The sequence below is a fragment of the Micromonospora cathayae genome (assembly GCF_028993575.1).
Lineage (GTDB): Bacteria > Actinomycetota > Actinomycetes > Mycobacteriales > Micromonosporaceae > Micromonospora > Micromonospora cathayae.
The window spans coordinates 1,273,268-1,291,791 of record NZ_CP118615.1; the positions used below are offsets into that span (position 1 = coordinate 1,273,268).

Genomic DNA, 18,524 nt, shown 5'->3' on the forward strand with positions numbered 1-18,524 from the left:
CGTGGAGATCACCATCCGTTACTACGCCGGGGCCCGGGCCGCTGCCGGGTGTGCCCAGGAAAGCGGTCCCGCCGGGCGTACGCTCGACGAGATCGTCGACGAGTTGGCCGGCCGGCACGGCGACCAGCTCGCCAGAGTGCTCCGGGCGGCGAGTTTCCTGGTCGACGGCGTGACCTGTCATGATCGTCGGACCCCGCTGCCGGCCGGGGCCACGATCGACGTGCTGCCTCCCTTCGCCGGAGGCTGAGGGAGGCTTCGCGTGTTGGCGGTCCTGGGCTTCGTGTCCACCCTGGCGCTGATCACCGGGCTGATCCATTTCTACCTGTGGAAGCGGCTCGTCCGGGACACCACCTCCCGGGGCCGTTGGCGGCGGATCGGCACGATCAGCGTGCTGGTGCTCGCCCTGCTCGTTCCGGTGACCATGGTCGGCACCCAGAACGGCTACTACTGGCTGGCCTGGCCGGGCTACCTGTGGCTGGCGGTGATGTTCTACCTGCTGGTCGTCCTGGTCGTCCTGGAGGTGCCGATGCTGGTGACCCGGCTGGTGCTGCGCCGCCGGGTCGCCGCCGCCGAACCGACCGCCGCCGCGCCGGAGCCGGCCCTGGTGGGGGCCGGCGGCACCGCCGACCCGCCACCCGCCGAGGAGGCCGGGCCGCCCGACCACGACCCGGCCCGCCGGCTGCTGCTGGCCCGCAGCGCCGCCATCTTCGCCGGGCTCACCGCCACCGGCCTGACCGGGTACGGCATCCGCACCGCCCTCGGCCCGCCGCAGCTCGACCGGGTGCAGATCCCGCTCGCCAAGCTTCCCCGCAGCATGGACGGCCTGCGGATCGCCACCGTCTCCGACATCCACCTCGGCCCGCTGCGCGGCCGGGCGCACACCGAACGGATCGTGGCCGCCATCAACCGGCTCGACGCCGACCTGGTCGCGGTGGTCGGTGACCTGGTCGACGGCAGTGTCGCCGAGCTGGGCGGGGCCGCCGCGCCGCTGCGGGACCTGCGCGCCCGGTACGGCAGCTTCTTCGTCACCGGCAACCACGAGTACTACTCGGGGGTGGAGGAGTGGGTCCAGGAGGTGGACCGGCTCGGGCTGCAGGTGCTCCAGAACGAGCGGCTGGAGATCGCCGCCCGGGGTGGGGTCCTGGACCTGGCCGGGGTGAACGACCCGGCCGGTGAGGGCGGTACCGGCCTGGCCGCCGGCCCGGACTACGCGGCGGCGCTCGGTGACCGGGACCCCGCCCGCCCGGTGGTGCTGCTGGCCCACCAGCCGGTGGCCGCGGTGGAGGCGGCGAAGTTCGGAGTGGACCTGCAACTGTCCGGGCACACCCACGGCGGTCAGATCGTGCCGTTCAACCTGGCCGTCCGGCTCCAGCAGCCGGTGGTCTCCGGGCTCGGCGAGGTGGACGGCACCAAGGTGTACGTCACCAACGGGGCGGGTTTCTGGGGCCCGCCGGTACGCGTCGGCGCGGAGCCGCAGATCACCCTGGTGGAGCTCCGTTCGGCGTGACCCGACCGCCAGGTCGCGGCGCGGCACACCGGGTTCCACATAGCGCAGCTCACGATCGCGCGTGGCGGCGGGCGAGGGCTGGACCGGGCGTGACAGGATGCGGCGTGCCTCCGTTCAGCGCCGTACCCCCCTCCGGCGGCCCCTCGCCGTTCGTCGCGGACCTGCACATCCACTCGAAGTACTCGCGGGCGTGCAGCCGTGACCTGACCCTGCCGAACCTCGGGTGGTGGGCCCGGCGCAAGGGCATCGGCGTGCTCGGCACCGGCGACTTCACCCACCCCGCGTGGTACGACCATCTGCGGGAAACCCTGCACCCGGCCGAGCCCGGCCTGTACCGGCTCAGCCCGGAGGCGGAACGGGACATCGCCCGCCGGCTGCCGCCCCGGCTGGCCGACGCGGCCGAGGCGGACCCGGTCCGGTACCTGCTCAGCGTGGAGATCTCCACCATCTACAAGCGGGACGACCGGACCCGCAAGGTGCACCACCTGATCTACCTGCCGGACCTGGACGCGGTACAGCGGTTCAACACCACGCTGGGACGGATCGGCAACATCGCCTCGGACGGTCGGCCGATCCTCGGGCTGGACTCCCGGGACCTGCTGGAGATCACCCTGGAGGCGAGCCCGGACGGGTACCTCGTCCCGGCGCACATCTGGACGCCGTGGTTCTCCGCGCTGGGTTCCAAGTCCGGATTCGACGCGATCGCCGACTGCTACGCCGACCTGGCCGACCACATCTTCGCCGTGGAGACCGGTCTCTCCTCCGACCCGGAGATGAACTGGCGGGTGGGCAGCCTCGACCGGTACCAACTGGTGTCCAACTCGGACGCCCACTCGCCGCCGGCGCTGGCCCGGGAGGCGACGGTCTTCGCCACCGGCCGGGACTACTTCGCCATCCGGGAGGCCCTGCGCACCGGGGACGGCCTGGCCGGCACGATCGAGTTCTTCCCGGAGGAGGGGAAGTACCACGCGGACGGGCACCGGCTCTGCGGGGTGAACTGGTCGCCCGAGCGGACCCGGGCGGCCGGCGGTCGTTGCCCGGAGTGCGGCAAACCGCTCACCGTCGGGGTACTCAGCCGGGTCGAGGAGCTGGCCGACCGCCCGGAGGGGTACCGGCCGTCGCGGGCCCGGGACGTCACCCATCTGGTACCGCTCGCCGAGATCCTCGGTGAGATCAACAAGGTCGGCCCGAAGTCGAAGAAGGTGGCGGGGAAGCTCAACGAGCTGGTCGCCGCGCTCGGCCCGGAGCTGGAGATCCTCACCAGCACCCCGCTGGACGAGGTGCGGAAGGCCGGCGGGGAACTGCTCGCCGAGGGCCTCGGCCGGCTGCGGCGGGGTGACGTCCGCCGGGTGCCCGGCTTCGACGGCGAGTACGGCGTGATCACCCTCTTCGACCCGGCCGAGCTGGGCGGTGGCGGCGACCCGGCGGCGCAGGAGACGCTGTTCGACGTACCGGTGCCGCAGCAGCGGGCGACGAAGAAGGAGCCGGCGGCGAAACCGAAGACCCCGACGGCGGCCGAACCGAAGCGACGGCCGGCGCGCGAGACGCCGCCGCCCGCCCCGCCGATCGCGCCCGTGCCCTCCCCGCACGAGCCGTTCGAGCCGATGCTCGCCGGCATGGAGGAGGTCGGCACCGGCCTGCTGGACCGGCTGGACGCGATGCAGCGGGTGGCCGCGTCCGCGCCGGGCGGCCCGCTGCTGATCGTGGCCGGGCCGGGCACCGGCAAGACCCGGACGTTGACCCACCGGATCGCCTACCTCTGCGCCGAGCTGAACGTCTTCCCGGAGACCTGCCTGGCGATCACCTTCACCCGGCGGGCCGCCGAGGAGCTGCGGCACCGCCTCGACGGGCTGCTCGGGCCGGTCGCCGAGGACGTCACCGTCGGCACGTTCCACTCGCTCGGGCTGACCATCCTGCGGGAGAACGCCGGGGCGGCGGGCCTGCCGGCGGACTTCCGGATCGCCGACGACACCGACCGGAGCGCGGCCCGCGCCGAGGCCGGCGACGACCAGACCCGGTACGTCGCCCTGCTGCGCAAGCAGCAGCTGGTGGACCTGGACGAGCTGCTCACCCTGCCGGTGGAGCTGCTGCGCGGCGACCGGAAGCTGGTCGAACGGTACCGGGAACGCTGGCGGTGGATCTTCGTCGACGAGTACCAGGACGTCGACGCGGTCCAGTACGAGCTGCTGCGGCTGCTCAGCCCGGCGGACGGCAACCTCTGCGCGATCGGTGACCCGGACCAGGCGATCTACTCGTTCCGGGGCGCGGACGTCGGCTACTTCCTGCGTTTCTCCGAGGACTTCACCGACGCCCGACTGGTCCGGCTGAACCGCAACTACCGGTCGTCCGCGCCGATCCTGGCCGCCGCGGTGCAGGCCATCGCGCCCTCGTCGCTGGTCCGGGGCCGCCGGCTGGACCCGGCCCGGCTCGACCCGGAGGCCCCGCTGGTCGGCCGGTACCCGGCGGTCTCCGTCGCCGACGAGGCTGACTTCGTGGTACGCACCGTCGACGAGCTGGTCGGCGGGCTGTCGCACCGGTCGTTGGACTCCGGCCGGATCGACGGGCGCAGCACCGCGCTCTCCTTCTCCGACATCGCGGTGCTGTACCGCACCGACGCCCAGGCCGCCCCGATCCTGGACGCGCTGGCCCGGGCGAACGTGCCGGTGCAGAAGCGCTCGCACGACCGGCTGCGGGACCGGCCGGGTGTGGCGGCCATCGCCCGGGAGCTGCGGCACGCCGACGGGCTCAGCGGCGGCCTGCCGGCCCGGGTACGCCTGGTCGGGCAGCTGCTCGCCGAGCGGTACGCCGCGCCCACCCTGGACGCCGCCGGTTCGGTACGCCCCGAGGACGTGCGGGCGGCGGTCGACCTGCTCACCCCGTTGGCCCGGCGCTGCGGCGACGACCTGCCGGCGTTCCTGTCCCAGCTCGCCACCGGGGCGGAGGTGGACGCGCTCGACCCGCGTGCCGAGGCGGTCACCCTGCTCACCCTGCACGCCGCCAAGGGGCTGGAGTTCCCGGTGGTCTTCCTGGTCGGCTGCGAGGACGGGCTGCTGCCGCTGCGCTGGCCCGGTTCGACGCCCAGTGACGACGACATCGCCGAGGAGCGGCGGCTGTTCTTCGTCGGGCTGACCCGCGCCCAGGACCGGCTGTACGTCAGTCACGCCGCCCGGCGTACCCGGCACGGCACGGAACGCGACGTCCGGCCCACCCCGTTCCTCGACGTGATCGACCCCGGCCTGTTCGAACGGCTCGGCGGTCAGGAGCCGCCCCGCCCGAGGAACCGGCAACTGCGACTGATGTGAGGCCCCGGCCCGCGCCGACGGGGTGCCGCCTCGTCCTGACACCCGCTGCGGACCGCCGACCTGCTCACGGTTGGTGAGCTGATCGGTCGTTCACGCTACGGTGACCACGGCGTCGGCGTCCGCCTTGGTGGCCGGCCTCTCACCACTCGTGCGCAGGAGGCGAGCATGGCGAACTACGGACCACCGGGTGCGAACCGTCCGGAGCCGTGGCCCGCACGACGGCCGGAGGAGGAGACGTACGGGCAGCCGGACGCCCCGCGCGGCCGGGACCGCTGGGACGAGCCGACCGGCGACTTCTCCGCCACGGGTCCGGGTCAACCGGTGCCACCGGGTCCCTGGCCGCAGTCGGAGCCGTGGTCACAGTCGGCACCGTCGTCGCAGTCGGAGCCGTGGTCGCAGCAGGTGCCGTCGTCGCAGCAGGTGCGGTCGTCGCAGTCGGAGCCGTGGTCGCAGTCGGAGCCGTGGTCGCCACCGGAGCGCCAGCCGGAGTCGTGGCCGCCGCCCGGGCACCAGCCCGAGTGGCCCCGGCACCAGCAGCCCACGTACCGGCAGGACGGCCCGTACCGGCCGGACGAGGCTCACCAGCCGGACGACCCGTACCGGTCGGGCGGGACCTACCGGCCGGACGAGGCGTACCGGCGGGACGGGCGGCTGCCCTCCGGCGGTCACGGCGGATACCCGGAGGGCTTGCCGGCGTACCTGAGCAGTGGCCGGCAGGAGGCCGACCCGCCACCGCCGACCGGGCGGCGGCGCGGCCGGGGCCGGATGGTGGCGGTGCTCGGGGTGCTGGCCGTGCTGGTGCTCGGTGGTGGTGCGGCCCTGTTCTACCTGGCCGGTTCGGACGGGACGGAACCGGTCGACGCCCTACCGTCGGTGACGGCGGCACCGAGCGACACGCCTCCCGCGCAGCCCGACGTGCCGGCGGGCGTCTCACCGAGCGCCCTCGCGCCCGAGTCGTCGGCCGACCCCCGGTTCGCGAAGGTGGGGCAGTGCGTCCGCAACGACGCGCCGGCCGGTGCCCGGCCCAAGCTGCTGATCACCGGGTGCGCGCCGAAGACGTACGAGGTGCTGCGGCGGTTCGACGGGGCCACCAGCGGCGAGAAGGACGCCGAGGCGAAGTGCGCCCGGGTCGAGGAGTACACCGACTGGTACTTCTACAACAGCGAACTGGACACCCTCGACTTCGTCCTCTGTCTGAAGCTGCGTTGACCGTGCCGCCCGGTCCCGGTCGTCCCGGGTCCCCGTACGGGTTCCCGCCGCCACCGGGACGAGCCGGCGGGCGCCGGAAGGTCACGTCGATCGTCACCCTGGTGGTGGTCCTGCTCTTCTGTCCGTGCCTCGGGCTGGCCGGCTGGGCGCTGCTCTGGGCCACCGACCGGGCGGACGACCTCGGCCCGGTACCGGTCACCCCGGCCGGGCCGCCGTCCGCCTCGCCCACTCCCGCGCCCCGGCTCACCATGGACGACTTCGCGGTGGGCGACTGCGTGGTGAACGACGGCACGGGCCAGGAGCCGGACCTGCGTACCGTGCCCTGTGGCCCGGACACGCAGCAGATCGTGCTGCGCATCCCGGGGGTCGCCGACGGGGCTCTCTGCGGGACCAGGGCACCCCGGGCCACCGCGACCTACGTCAACGACGCCCCGGTGGACGTCTTCGACTTCGTACTGTGTCTCCGGCGGTACTCCCGCTGACGGGTCCGACCGGCTGGCCGACGGGGTCGCTCGCCCGCTAGGCCGGTCTAGGGCGGTCTGCGATGGACGCTAGACAGCGCTAGATTTCCCTCGACGAGACACGCCGATCGCCTCCTCTATCCACCTCTAGCTGGGACGCTAGACGGCCCGATACGGTGCGAGACGTGGATCCGGTCCGCAACCCGTACGCCCCGGGAGCGGGGCAACGTCCCCCCGAACTCGCCGGGCGGGGGCGGGAGCTCGACGTGTTCGACGTCGTACTGGAACGGATCGCCCGGGGACGCCCGGAACGCAGCCTGATGCTCACCGGGTTGCGTGGCGTCGGCAAGACCGTACTGCTCAACACGCTGCGGTCCCAGGCCATCGGCCGGCTCTGGGGCACCGGCAAGATCGAGGCCCGGCCGGACCAGTCGTTGCGGCGTCCGGTGGCGGCGGCCCTGCACATGGCGGTCCGTGAGCTGGCTCCCCGGCACCGGGCCCCGGACCGGATCGACGCGTTCCTCGGGGTCCTCCGGGCGTTCGCCCAGCGTGGTGCGCCCGCCGCCACCGGCCGCCGGGGTGCCGCCGCCCCCCGCCTGCGGGACCGCTGGCAGCCGGGCATCGACGTGCCGGCGAGCAGCGGCCGGGCCGACTCCGGTGACATCGAGATCGACCTGGTGGAACTCCTCACCGACGCGGCGAACGTGGCCGCCGACGTGGGCACCGGCGTCGCGGTCTTCATCGACGAGATGCAGGATCTCGGGCCGGAGGACGTCTCCGCGCTCTGTGCCGCCTGCCACGAGCTGTCCCAGTCGGGGGCACCGCTGATCGTGGTGGGCGCCGGGCTGCCGCACCTGCCGGCGGTGCTCAGCGCGGCCAAGTCGTACTCCGAGCGCCTCTACCGCTACCAGCGCATCGACCGGTTGGACCGGATCGCCGCCGACCAGGCGCTCTGCGCGCCGGCCGCGCGGGAGGGCGTCGAGTACGAGCCGAAGGCGCTCGACCTGCTGTACGAGTCGTCCGGTGGCTATCCGTACTTCGTCCAGGCGTACGGGAAGGCCACCTGGGACCATGCGCCCCGCTCGCCGATCACCGCCGCCGACGTACGGGTGGCCGCCCCGGAGGCCGAGGCCGAACTGGCGGTCGGCTTCTTCGGTTCGCGGTTCGAGCGGGCCACCCCGGCCGAGCGGGAGTACATGCGGGCGATGGCGACGCTGTCCCGGGTGGACGGCGACCCCGGCGAGGCCCGCGACGACATGGACGCGGCGGTGCCGACCGCCGAGATCGCCCGGTCCCTGGACCGCAAGCCGGCCAGCCTCTCGCCGGCCAGGGACGCACTGATCAAGAAGGGGCTGATCTACTCGGGCGAGCGCGGCACGGTCGCCTTCACCGTCCCCCACTTCGGCCGGTACCTGCGTACCCAGCCGGGCTGAGCGGCCGGGACGGCAGCAAGCCCGGACCCGGGCGGCCGGTGAGCCCTCCGGAGCCCGCCGGTCAGACCTGGGGCCCGCCGGCCGGCCCCTGGGCCTGAGCTGGTCAGACCCGGGCCTGAGGGCTGGTCAGACCCGGGACCACGGGGGTGGGAAGACCACCTCGCCCCGGGGCACCGGGGCCTCGCCGCTGACCGAGGGCGGCAGTACCAGTGCCTGCCACGGCTCGCCCAGCCCGGACCAGGGACTGGTCAGCCCGAGCCGGTCCGCCGGCCCGAAGCCGAAGCGGCGGTAGTAGGCGGGGTCGCCGAGCACCACGACCAGCTGTTCTCCCAGCTCCGTCGCTGCTTCCAGCGCGGCCTGGACGACCGAGGCACCCAGCCCGATCCGCTGCCGGTTCGGTGCCACCGCCACCGGCCCGAGCGCCAGCGCCGGAAACTGGCCCGGGTTCACCCGGACCCGGCTGAGCAGGGCGTAGCCGGCGATCTCGCCACCGTATTCGGCGACCATGGACAGCTCGGGGATCCAGGCGTCGCTGCGACGCAACTCGTCGACCAGCCCCACCTCGGGCGGGACCGGCAGGTCAGGGCGGGCGAAGGCCCCGGCGAGCACCCGGCGGATCGGTTCGGCGTCGGCGGGTCCCTCGGGGCGCAGCCGCAGCGTGGTCACCCCGGGGACGTTACCCGTCGGGCCGGGTCCATCCGGGACCGGCCAGCGGATCGGCGTGGCGGGGCGGTCGGCTCCGCCGTGCGGCCATGGTGGGCAGATCGACGGTTGGAGCCATAATTGTGGCCGCGACGGGGTATGACTGACCCATGAGTCCCGTACGCTCCCTCGCCCGAGTCCTCCTCAGCGGCATCTTCCTGGCCGGCGGGGTCCGACAGCTCCGCAGCCCGGAGCAGTACGTCCAGCGGGCCAAGCCGGTCACCGACCGGCTCACGCCGCTGCTCGAGCGGGCCGCCCCGACCCTGCCCAGCGACACCGAGACGCTGGTCCGGGTCAACGGCGCGGCGCACCTGGCCGGCGGGCTGCTGCTCGCCACCGGCCACTTCACCCGTCCGGTGTCCCTGCTGCTGGCCGGCTCGATGGTGCCGACCACCCTGGCCGGGCATCCCTTCTGGACGCACGACGACCCGGAGACGCGTACCGGCCAGCAGGTGCACTTCATGAAGAACCTCGGGCTGATCGGTGGGCTGCTGCTGGCCGCCGCCGACACCCACGGGCGCCCCAGCCTCCGCTGGCGGGCCGGGCACCGGATCGGCCACTCCCGACGCTCGGTGCAGCGAGCCGTCCGGACCGCCCGACGGGAGACCCGACTCGCCGTCCGGTCGGCAGCGGCAGCTCGCCGACTGCCCGGCTGACGGTCGAACCGACGGTCCAACGACACCCCGCCTGACCTGGCGGAACTTCGCCCCAACCTGGCCTCACCCCCCGCTAAGGCCGCTAATCACCTGAACCCCCCGCGAGGCGTTAACGCGGTGGAAATGTCAAAAACTGGTGTGGGATCGGACACGGTCGCATAACGCGGGAGGCATCAACGTGAGGCACCGTTCTAGGCTCCGTGCAGGACCTGGACGGATAGGACGAATTTGGTACGGGGGTGTCCACGGCATGCCGGCGACCGTCGGGAGACGGGCGGACCGCCTCGCCCCCGTCCGCCGCGCAGTTCGGCGGATCGACCGCCGTACGGCCGTACGCCTCGGCGTGGTGGCCGCCGCCGTCTACACCGCCTGGATGGCGGTCGGCGTGTTCGGGCGGCCCTACAACTTCTTCGACATGAAGATCTACCACGGGGCGATGGTCTGGTGGGTCACCGGTAACGAGCTGTACGACTTCATCGCCCCCCGCACCACCCTGGGTTTCACCTATCCACCGTTCGCCGGGCTGGTCATGCTGCCGATGGCGCACCTGCCGGTACAGGTCGCGGGCTGGCTCAACGCGCTCGGCAGCATCGCCGCCCTGGCCGTGGTCCTGGCCGGGCTGCTCCGGCCGATCGTCGACCGGCTCGGTCAGCCGCTCTGGTTCGTGGTCGCGGTCGCGGTGCCGCTCGCGGTCGCCATCGAACCGGTCCGCGAGACGCTCGGCTACGGCCAGGTGAACCTGCTGCTCTTCGCGCTGATCGTCGCCGACCTGATCGGATTGCGGTGGCGCGCCCGACGGGGCACCCGGTACCGCCGGGACGACGGGCCGCTGCGCCGGTTCGTGTTCAGCGGCGTCTGGGCCGGTGCGGGGATCGGGCTGGCCACCTCGGTGAAGCTCACCCCGGCCCTGTTCATCGTCTATCTGCTGATCACCCGCCAGTGGCGGGCCGCGTCGACCGCGATCGGCACCGCGATCGGGGTCACGCTCGGCATGTTCGCCGTCGCCGGGCCGGAGTCCCGCGCCTACTTCACCCGGGTGCTCTGGCAGACCGAGCGGGTCGGCGCGGCCGACATGACCCCGAACCAGTCGTTGGCCGGGCTGCTGGCCCGGCTCTACGACTCGATCGAGACGCCCGGCCTGCTCTGGTTCTCCTTCGCGGTGCTGGTGCTCGCGCTCGGCCTGTCCCGGGCCGCCAGCGCCCGCGCCGAAGGCGACGAGCTGACCGCGTTCACCCTGGTCGGGCTCACCACCAACGTGATCAGCCCGATCTCCTGGACGCATCACCTGGTCTGGGTCATCCCGGCGATCATGGTGCTGGCCGACGCCGCGGTCCGTCGCCGGGAGGCCAGCCGCGGGCTGTTGCAGCGGTCCGGGCAGTTCTCGTCGTACGGGGGGCCGCCCGGGGTCAACGGCCTCCGCCCGCCGATCTGGTACCCGACGATGACCGGGTTCCGGCACGGGGCCGCCGCCGTGGCGCTCTACCTGATCTTCCTGATCTCACCCATCTGGCCGTACGAGCACCAGCTCCCCGAGGTGTCGCACTACGCCGACGGACTGTTCGGCGCGCTGATGGAGAACTCGCTGGCGCTGGCGCTGATCGTGCTGGTGGCGGCGCTGCCGTGGCGACCGGGTGCCGAGCCGGCCTTCTACACCGACCGCCTGGCCTGGGCCGATCTCGCCAACCGGCGCTGACCGCGTCGCCCCGGAGGCACGGCCCGGCGGACGGCGAGCGCTGCCGGTCAGGGGCAGTTGACCCACTCCTCGGTACCGTCGGCGAAGACCTGCCGCTTCCAGATCGGCAGCCGCGCCTTGACCTCGTCGACCAGCCGGGCGCAGGCCGCGAAGGCCGCCGCCCGGTGGGCCGTACTGACCGCGGCCACCAGGGCGGCGTCCCCGATCTCCAGCGGCCCGATCCGGTGCGAGACGGCGACCGCGTAGACGTCCGGGTCCGCGGCCACCTCGGCGGCCACCTCCCGGAGCACCTCGACGGCGCTCGGGTGGCCCTCGTACTCCAGGGCGGTCACCGGTCGGCCGTGGTCGTGGTCGCGGACCACGCCCTGGAAGGAGACCACCGCGCCGGCCCGCCGGTCCGCCACCGCGGCCTCGTGCGCGGCGAGGTCGAGCGGCCCGGTGGTCACCTCGACGAGCGCCGGGGTCACCGCCGTACGAACCTCGGTGGAGACGTTCACCCGGACCTCCTCGTGGACCTCGACGGACAGCACCACCCCGCCCCGGCGCGGGGCCGGCCGGTCGACAGAGTTCCGGCGCGGGCCACGGCCGGCGAAATCTCCACGCGGGCCACGGCCGGCGGGGCATCCGCGCGGGGCCGTGCGGACGGGGTCACCACGTCCGCTCGCCGGGCATGAGGGGCAACGGCACGACCGGGACCCGTGCGCCGACCTCCCCGCTGGTGTCCGGCCGGATCACCGCGAACCCGTCGGCACCGGCCAGCCCGCGCAGCATCGCCGACCCGACGTGCCCGACCGGCCGGGCGGTGCCCGCCGCGACGTCCAGCCGGACCAGCGCCAGGTGCGTGTAGGAACCCCGGCCCCGGATCGGTTCGGTCAGGGTGGCGTGCGGCAGCACCGGCATCGGACGGCCCTGGAGCCCGGCCAGCAGCGGAGCCACCAGCGAGACCAGCGCGACGATCGCCGACTGCGGGTTGCCGGGCAGCCCGGCCACGAACCGGGCCCGGCCGTCGGCACCGACCAGCCGGGCCAGCAGCATCGGGAAACCGGGTCGGACCGCGACGGTGTTGACCACGTAGTCCGCGCCGAGCGCCTGGAGAGCCGGGTGCAGGTGGTCCACCGGCCCGTGCATCGTCCCACCGGTGGTGCAGACCAGGTCGGCCCCGGCCACCGCCTGCCGTAGCGCGGCCACGTGGGCCGGCAGGGTGTCGGCGACCGGGCCGGTCACGTCAGCGGCGCGCACCTGGCAGCCGTACCGACGCAGCCAGGCCGGCACCGCCGGGCCGAGCGCGTCGCGGACCCGGCCGGCACCGGGTGGGCCGGAGGTGAGCAGTTCGTCGCCGAAGACCAGCAGCGCCGCGCGGGGCGGTCGGCGGACCGGGAGGGAGTCGTACCCGCAGGAGGCGGCCAGACCGATCAGCGCCGGGTCGACCGGGGTGCCCGCCGGCAGGAGTTCCTCGCCGGCCCGCGCCTCCTCACCGGGCAGCCGCCATTCCGGGGCCGGTCGGGGGGTGCCGGCGATCCGGTCGTCGCCGGTGCGGGTGGACTCCTCGACGCGCAGGATGGCCGACGCGCCCTCGGGCACCATCGCGCCGGTGGCGATCTCGACCGTGGTGCCGTCCCCGGTCAACGGCTCCGGCGTACCGCCGGCGAGGACCCGACCGACGACCCGCCACGGCCCCGGGCCACGGACCGCCCAGCCGTCGACGCTGGAGGTCGGGAAGGCCGGCAGGTCGGTGCGGGGGGCCAGCGGCGCGGCGAGGGTGTGGCCGTCGGTCTCGGCTAGGGGGCGGTCCACGACGGGGAGCGCGGCGGCGAGCCCGACCGCGTACACCCGGGACCGGGCCTCTTCCCAGCCGGCCGGCGGCGGCGCGGCGGCCGGATCCACGGCGGCGTCGGCCCCGGGCAGCTCACTCCTCACGGTCACGGCCCCACCCTAGCGGGGTACGGCCGGGGCGACGTCCTTCCGTCGTGCGGTCACCTTCGGTCAGCGACCTGCCCGGGTCAGTGGTCGCCGCCACGGAGTTGGTCGACCGTGTGCCGCAGGATCGGGCCGAGCACGGCGAGACCGTCCCGGGCCCCGCCGGTCGAGCCGGGGAGGTTCACCACCAGCGTGCGACCCGCCACCCCGGCGAGCCCTCGGGAGAGCACCGCGGTGGGGACGGCGGCCCGGCTGTGTGCCCGGATCGCCTCGGCGATGCCGGGGATCTCGTGGTCGAGCACGGCCCGGGTGACGTCCGGGGTGCGGTCGGTCGGGGTGACCCCGGTGCCCCCGCTGGTCAGCACCACGTCGACGCCGTCGGCGACGGCGGCCCGCAACGCCGTACCGACCGGTTCGCCGTCGGGCACCACGACCGGTTCGTCGACCACACAGCCCAGCTCGCGCAGGCCGGCGACGAGCAGTGGTCCACTGGTGTCGGCGTACACCCCGGCGGCGGCCCGGTTGGACGCCACGATCACCCGGGCCCGGATCACGGCCGGTCCTCGGGCCGGTGCCAGTCGCCGGTCTTCCCGCCCTCCTTGCGCAGTACGCGTACCGCGTCGACGGAGGCCGCCGGATCGACGGCCTTGACCATGTCGACCAGGGCGAGCCCGGCGGTGGCGACGGCGGTGAGCGCCTCCATCTCGACCCCGGTCCGGTCGGCCGTCTTCGCCGTGGCGGTGATCTCCACCGTGTCGTCGGTCAGCGCGAAGTCGACGGTCACCCCGTGCAGGGCGATGGGGTGGCAGAGCGGGATCAGCTCCGGGGTGCGCTTGGCGCCCATGATGCCGGCGAGCCGCCCGACGGCGAGCGCGTCGCCCTTGGGCAGGCCGTCCCGGCGGAGCAGCCCGATCACTTCGGGGGTGGTCCGCAGCCGGCCGGCCGCGACGGCCCGGCGGCCGGAGACCTGCTTGGCCGATACGTCGACCATGCGGGCGGCACCCGCCGGATCGAGATGCGTCAACTGCGCGGGTTCGGTCACGGGGGGAGCCTATCTTTCCGGCCGGGAGCACCGGAACGTCACACCACGATTCCGTTCGACCACTTCCGGTCACCGCCGACCGGAAGGGGACCGATTCGCGCCGGACCGTCGGTTGCATCAGGCTTCCCGAATGCCGTTGAATTTCCTCAGGATGTCGCGGGAGTTCGTCGGCGACCGGCGTCCGCCCGACCACGCCAACCGACCGCGCCCGTCACTCTCCGCACCTTGGCCATTCACCGGGATCAGGGGCGCGGCAATGACGACCATTGACACCCGGACGACCCGGTCGACCGCGACAGCGGAGGGTTCCCGGCCGTTCGCCCGAAGGAGTGGCCCGAGAGAACCGATCCGCTATCCCCCATTCGGCAGCATCGGGCGACCTATCGAATGCGGAGCGAAAGCAGATCACCTCGCTCCGCATTGATGAGTTAGACAGAACGTAACAAAAGACCTTACTCTTAACTAATATTGCATATAGCGACATTTATCGTGCTGAAATGGCCATACCTTCCCCTACGCTGCTGGTAGACCAAGCGGCGACGGGCCCCGGAGAGGGCCCGGGTGGCAGAAGGGAACGGGGCCATGCGTGGCAGCGAGTGGGAGTGAATGAAACCGCGGAAGCGACGTTCCCCTGCGGTACGCTGCACGCGCCAGCGAACCCCGGGGAAGTACGGTGACCCTTCTCAGGCGACGCGTGAATGAGACCGATCAGCAGCTCCGTCTGCTTGTCGGTCTCGTCGTCGTGCTGGCCCTCCTCGTCGAGACGATCGCGGTCGGCATCGCCGCGGCTACCCGGCTGCCGACCTCCGCCAGCGACGTCGCGATGCTGGTGATGCTCACCTTCATGGTCTTCGTCAGCAGCTCGACGAAAGCCAGAATTCGTATCCGTTCCACCACCCATTCGATCAGCTGGAACGAAACGGCAATCATCATCGGTGTGGCGATCGCACCCACACCGTGGGTGATCGTCTGCACCGGGCTCGGTGTCGCCCTGGGGTCGCTGAAGCTGCCGGCCATCAAGATGGCGTTCGGTATCGGCAAGAACGTACTCGTCGCCGGCACCGCCGGCCTCGTCCTGGCCGTCCTGGACTGGTCCTGGCCGCCGGCCGAACTGACCGGCCTCGTCGTCCCGCTGGCCGTCGCCTACCTCGCCGCCGCCCTCGTCGACGACCTGCTCGCCATCCCGGTGATCGCGCTCGCCTCCCGCACCCGCGTCTCCCGGCAGTTCCGCAGCAACCTGGACCTGCGCCTCACCGGCTTCGCGGTCCGGTTCGCGGTCGCCCTCGCCACCCTGGTCATCATCCACGCCGACACCCGCCTGCTGCTGGCCCTGCCACCACTGGTGATCAGCCTGCACCTGGCCTACTCGCACCGCATCCAGACCCGCACCGAACAGCAGGCGTGGCAGCGGCTCGCCCGCACCACCGACGCGCTCAACTCCGTCGACCTCGACCAGGTGCTGACCACCGCCGTCACCCAGGCCGCCGAACTCTTCTCCGCCGACGAGGTGGAGATCGAACTCCACGACGGGCCACGCAGCGTACGCGGCAGCAGCACCACGATCAGCTACGACGGCCCACCCGCCGGCGACCGGCCCACCGTGGACGGGTCGGTCATCCCCATCCCGCTCGAAGGACACGACCGCACCCTCGACATCGGCATCCTGCGACTGCGGTTCCGCGGCCCGGTCCGCCTCTCCGAGCGCGAGCAGTACACCCTGCGTACCTTCGCCTCGGCCCTGTGCACCGCGGTCCGCAACGCGCAGGCGTACGCCGAACTGGCCCGGGTCGCCGCCGACCACGCGCACGCCGCCACCCACGACGCCCTCACCGGCCTGGCCAACCGGCGGCACCTGCTCGACCAGGGCAGCGCCCAACTCGAGGGCCGGCACGCCGACGGCGTCACCGCGCTGGCCCTGATCGACCTGAACCACTTCAAGGAGATCAACGACACCCTCGGCCACGCCGCCGGGGACCGCGTCCTGGTCCAGGTGGCCGCCCGGCTACGCGACGCCGCCCACCACGACGACCTGGTCGCCCGGCTCGGCGGTGACGAGTTCGCCGTCCTGCTGCGCGGTCTTCCCGCCCCGGCGGTGGCCGCGCACCGCACCGAGACCCTGCTCGCCGCCCTGCGCGAACCGTTCGACCTGGATGGCATGCGGATCAGTGTCGAGGCCAGCGGCGGCATCGCCGTCGCGCCGACCAGCGGCGGCATGGCCGAACTGCTGCGCCGCGCCGACGTCGCCATGTACCAGGCCAAACGCAACGGCCAACGGACCGCCAGCTACACCCCCACCCGGGACACCGCCGACCTCGGCCGGCTCACCCTCGGCGGCGACCTGCCCCGGGCCGTCGCCGACCACGAGTTCGCCGTCCACTTCCAGCCCATCGTCGACCTCGCCACCGGGGAGGTGGTCGGCGCGGAGGCGCTCACCCGCTGGCACCACCCCACCAACGGCACCGTCGACCCGTCCCGGTTCCTGGAGGCCGTGGAACGCTCCGGCCTGCTCCCGGCCTTCGCCGAGACCGTCCTCGACCAGGCCCTGGTCGCCCTGATGAGCTGGCGCGAGGCCGGCTTCGACCTGCCGGTCGCGGTCAACGTGTCACCGCGCAGCCTGCTCGACGCCCGCTTCCCCGGCTCGGTGCTCGCCCGGCTACGCGCCCACGACCTGCCACCGGACCGGCTGATGCTGGAACTCACCGAGAACCTCACCCTCAGCCAGCTCGACGTCGTCGACCGGGTGCTCGGCCGGCTCCGCGACGCCGGCGTCCGGCTCGCCCTCGACGACTTCGGCACCGGCTACTCCTCGCTCTCCCTGCTCTCCCGCATCCCGGTGCACGAAATCAAGATCGACCGCAGCTTCGTCAACGACATGGAAACCTCCGCCGAGGCGACCGCCGTCATCCGCTCCACCCTCGACCTCGGCCGCAGCCTCGACCTGACCGTGGTCGCCGAAGGCGTGGAGAGCGAACCGCAACGCCGCGCCCTGTGGGAACTCGGCTGCCTCGCCGGCCAGGGCCACCTGTTCGCCCGCCCGATGCCCGCCGGCCGGTTCCTGGCCGCCCTCCGCCGGGGAGCCGGCGGCCGACCCGGCACCCTCGCCCCACCCCTGCACGACGCCGGTGCGGTGATCCGGCTCGCCCCCGGCCGCCGACAGAACGGCCGGAACCGCCCGGACCGTCTGCCACACTTTCCCGCGTGACCGCAGCCCGACAGCCGGCCAGCCCGCCCCCGCGCGGTTGGGCCACCGCCCGACACGCCTGGCACCGGGCCGACACCGCCGCCGGCGGCCTCCCCCTCGACCTCGGCCTCTACACCGTCTCCGCGCTCTTCGCCGGGATCACCGCGGTCACCTCCACCCTGCCGCCGCACCGGGCCTGGGGCGCGATCGCGGTCTTCGGCTACCTGGCCGCCGCCGTACTCGCCGCCGGGCAGCTCGCCGCCCGCCGGCACCGCCCGGACACCCCGCTCGGCGGCACCCCCGCCCGCGCCGCGATCACCGCCCTGACCTGGGTCACCACCACCCTGCTCCCCCTCGGCTGGCAGGCCGGGCAACGCGCCGACGGACGCACCGACCGCGCCCAGGAGGAGGTCCTCGTCGTCGAACACTCCGGCGCGAGACTCGTCCACGACGGCACCCCCTACCTCGGCCCCGACGCCATCGCCGCCCTCCCGCCCGGCGAACAACTCCTCGGCTACACCCCGTACCAGCCCGGCATGGCCCTGTTCGGCCTGCCCCGGGCCGCCCTCGACACCTGGTGGACCGACGCCCGGCTGGCGTTCGCCCTGGTCACCGCCGTCGTACTGGCGCTGGCCGTGCACGTGCTACGCACCCGGAACGCGACCGGCCCCGGTCGGGCACCGGCCCTCGACCCCGCCCTGCTCCACGCCGGCCAACCGGGTCCGGCCGACCGCCTCGAACCCGCCCTGCTCCGCGCCGTCCAGGCCGCCACCGTCCTGCCGATCTGCGCGCTCACCCTCGCCACCGGCGGCGACGACCTCCCCGTACTCGCCCTCTGCCTGCTCGCCCTGGCCCTCGCCGCCACCGGCCGCCCCGGCCCGGCCGGTATCGCCGTCGGCCTCGCCGGCGCGCTGAAACTCCTCGCCTGGCCGGTCGCCCTGGTCCTGCTCTGCTGGGCGTACACCCGCCGGGCCACCGGCCGGTTCGCGGCCGGCGCGTTCGGCCTACCCGCCGTCGCCCTGCTCCCCGCCCTGCTCGTCGACCGGGACGCCCTGGTCGAGAACGTGCTGCGCTTCCCGCTCGGCCAGGGCCTGGTCACCAGCCCCGCCCAGTCCCCGCTCCCCGGCCACCTCATCGCCACCGGCCTGCCCGCCGGCCGGGCCATCGCCACCGCCCTGCTGGTCGTCACCGGCCTCGCCATCGCCGTCCGGCTGCTGCGCCTACCGCCGCGCACCGCCGCCACCAGCGCCGTCATCTGCGGGTACGGGCTGCTCGCCGCGATCGCCCTGATGCCCGCCACCCGCTTCGGCTACCTGCTCTACCCGATCGCCCTGCTGGTCTGGGCCCCCGCCCTCCGGATCGCCGAGACGCCCGTCTCTTCGCCGGACCACCGGACGGAGACCGCCGACAGGGCGTAGACC

Annotated in this window: 15 protein-coding genes; 10 read left to right on the top strand and 5 right to left on the bottom strand. The window is 73.7% G+C overall.

Annotated elements, in window-relative coordinates; translation table 11 throughout:
- The first annotated feature begins 1 nt into the window (after position 1).
- The 6 genes from PVK37_RS05925 (at position 2) to PVK37_RS05950 (ending at position 7,912) form a co-directional block, all read left to right on the top strand.
- Positions 2-247, top strand: a complete 246-nt coding sequence (locus tag PVK37_RS05925) for a MoaD/ThiS family protein (RefSeq protein WP_275032728.1) — start codon at positions 2-4, stop codon at positions 245-247.
- Positions 248-259: 12 nt separating this feature from the next.
- On the top strand, positions 260-1,507 hold the full coding sequence (locus tag PVK37_RS05930) for a metallophosphoesterase (RefSeq protein ID WP_275032730.1): 1,248 nt from the start codon (positions 260-262) through the stop codon (positions 1,505-1,507).
- A gap of 104 nt (positions 1,508-1,611) precedes the next feature.
- Positions 1,612-4,809 carry a UvrD-helicase domain-containing protein gene (locus PVK37_RS05935; protein ID WP_275032731.1) on the top strand — a complete coding sequence of 1,066 codons (3,198 nt, stop codon included), beginning with the start codon at positions 1,612-1,614 and terminating at the stop codon, positions 4,807-4,809.
- A gap of 687 nt (positions 4,810-5,496) precedes the next feature.
- Positions 5,497-6,018, top strand: coding sequence for an LppU/SCO3897 family protein (locus PVK37_RS31815; protein ID WP_423791058.1), 522 nt, complete (start codon positions 5,497-5,499; stop codon positions 6,016-6,018).
- A 101-nt stretch (positions 6,019-6,119) separates the two neighbouring features.
- Positions 6,120-6,500 carry an LppU/SCO3897 family protein gene (locus tag PVK37_RS05945; protein WP_275032733.1) on the top strand — a complete coding sequence of 127 codons (381 nt, stop codon included), beginning with the start codon at positions 6,120-6,122 and terminating at the stop codon, positions 6,498-6,500.
- 164 nt (positions 6,501-6,664) lie between these two features.
- Positions 6,665-7,912 (top strand): ATP-binding protein, encoded by a 1,248-nt coding sequence (locus PVK37_RS05950; RefSeq protein WP_275032735.1) that lies wholly within the window; start codon positions 6,665-6,667, stop codon positions 7,910-7,912.
- Positions 7,913-8,038: 126 nt separating this feature from the next.
- Here the strand turns inward: PVK37_RS05950 and PVK37_RS05955 are convergent, their stop codons facing one another.
- The gene (locus PVK37_RS05955; RefSeq protein WP_275032736.1) at positions 8,039-8,578 is read right to left on the bottom strand and encodes a GNAT family N-acetyltransferase; all 540 of its coding nucleotides are present in this window, start codon (positions 8,576-8,578) and stop codon (positions 8,039-8,041) included.
- Positions 8,579-8,724: 146 nt separating this feature from the next.
- Here PVK37_RS05955 and PVK37_RS05960 point away from each other — a divergent pair, with 146 nt between their 5' ends.
- Together PVK37_RS05960 and PVK37_RS05965 are read left to right on the top strand one after the other, a co-directional pair.
- Positions 8,725-9,270, top strand: a complete 546-nt coding sequence (locus PVK37_RS05960) for a DoxX family protein (RefSeq protein WP_275032737.1) — start codon at positions 8,725-8,727, stop codon at positions 9,268-9,270.
- 250 nt (positions 9,271-9,520) lie between these two features.
- Complete coding sequence (locus tag PVK37_RS05965) at positions 9,521-10,963, top strand: glycosyltransferase 87 family protein (RefSeq protein WP_275032738.1); 1,443 nt, start codon at positions 9,521-9,523, stop codon at positions 10,961-10,963.
- Between the two features lie 47 nt (positions 10,964-11,010).
- On the opposite strand, the gene PVK37_RS05970 is transcribed toward PVK37_RS05965, so the two are convergent.
- From PVK37_RS05970 to moaC, 4 genes are all read right to left on the bottom strand, one after another.
- The gene (locus tag PVK37_RS05970; protein ID WP_275034978.1) at positions 11,011-11,430 is read right to left on the bottom strand and encodes a molybdenum cofactor biosynthesis protein MoaE; all 420 of its coding nucleotides are present in this window, start codon (positions 11,428-11,430) and stop codon (positions 11,011-11,013) included.
- A gap of 181 nt (positions 11,431-11,611) precedes the next feature.
- Complete coding sequence (locus PVK37_RS05975; protein WP_275034979.1) at positions 11,612-12,868, bottom strand: molybdopterin molybdotransferase MoeA; 1,257 nt, start codon at positions 12,866-12,868, stop codon at positions 11,612-11,614.
- 95 nt (positions 12,869-12,963) lie between these two features.
- Positions 12,964-13,434 (bottom strand): MogA/MoaB family molybdenum cofactor biosynthesis protein, encoded by a 471-nt coding sequence (locus PVK37_RS05980; protein ID WP_275032739.1) that lies wholly within the window; start codon positions 13,432-13,434, stop codon positions 12,964-12,966.
- Positions 13,431-13,922: a cyclic pyranopterin monophosphate synthase MoaC gene (gene moaC / locus PVK37_RS05985; protein WP_275032740.1), complete on the bottom strand. Its 492-nt coding sequence runs from the start codon at positions 13,920-13,922 to the stop codon at positions 13,431-13,433. The genes PVK37_RS05980 and moaC overlap by 4 nt, the downstream gene beginning before the upstream one ends.
- A 694-nt stretch (positions 13,923-14,616) precedes the next feature.
- Here moaC and PVK37_RS05990 point away from each other — a divergent pair.
- Together PVK37_RS05990 and PVK37_RS05995 are read left to right on the top strand one after the other, a co-directional pair.
- A complete protein-coding gene (locus PVK37_RS05990) occupies positions 14,617-17,124 on the top strand; it encodes a putative bifunctional diguanylate cyclase/phosphodiesterase (protein WP_275032741.1) in 2,508 nt (835 codons plus the stop codon).
- Complete coding sequence (locus PVK37_RS05995; RefSeq protein ID WP_275032742.1) at positions 17,121-18,521, top strand: glycosyltransferase family 87 protein; 1,401 nt, start codon at positions 17,121-17,123, stop codon at positions 18,519-18,521. Before PVK37_RS05990 ends, PVK37_RS05995 begins: the two co-directional genes overlap by 4 nt.
- Positions 18,522-18,524: the final 3 nt, after the last annotated feature.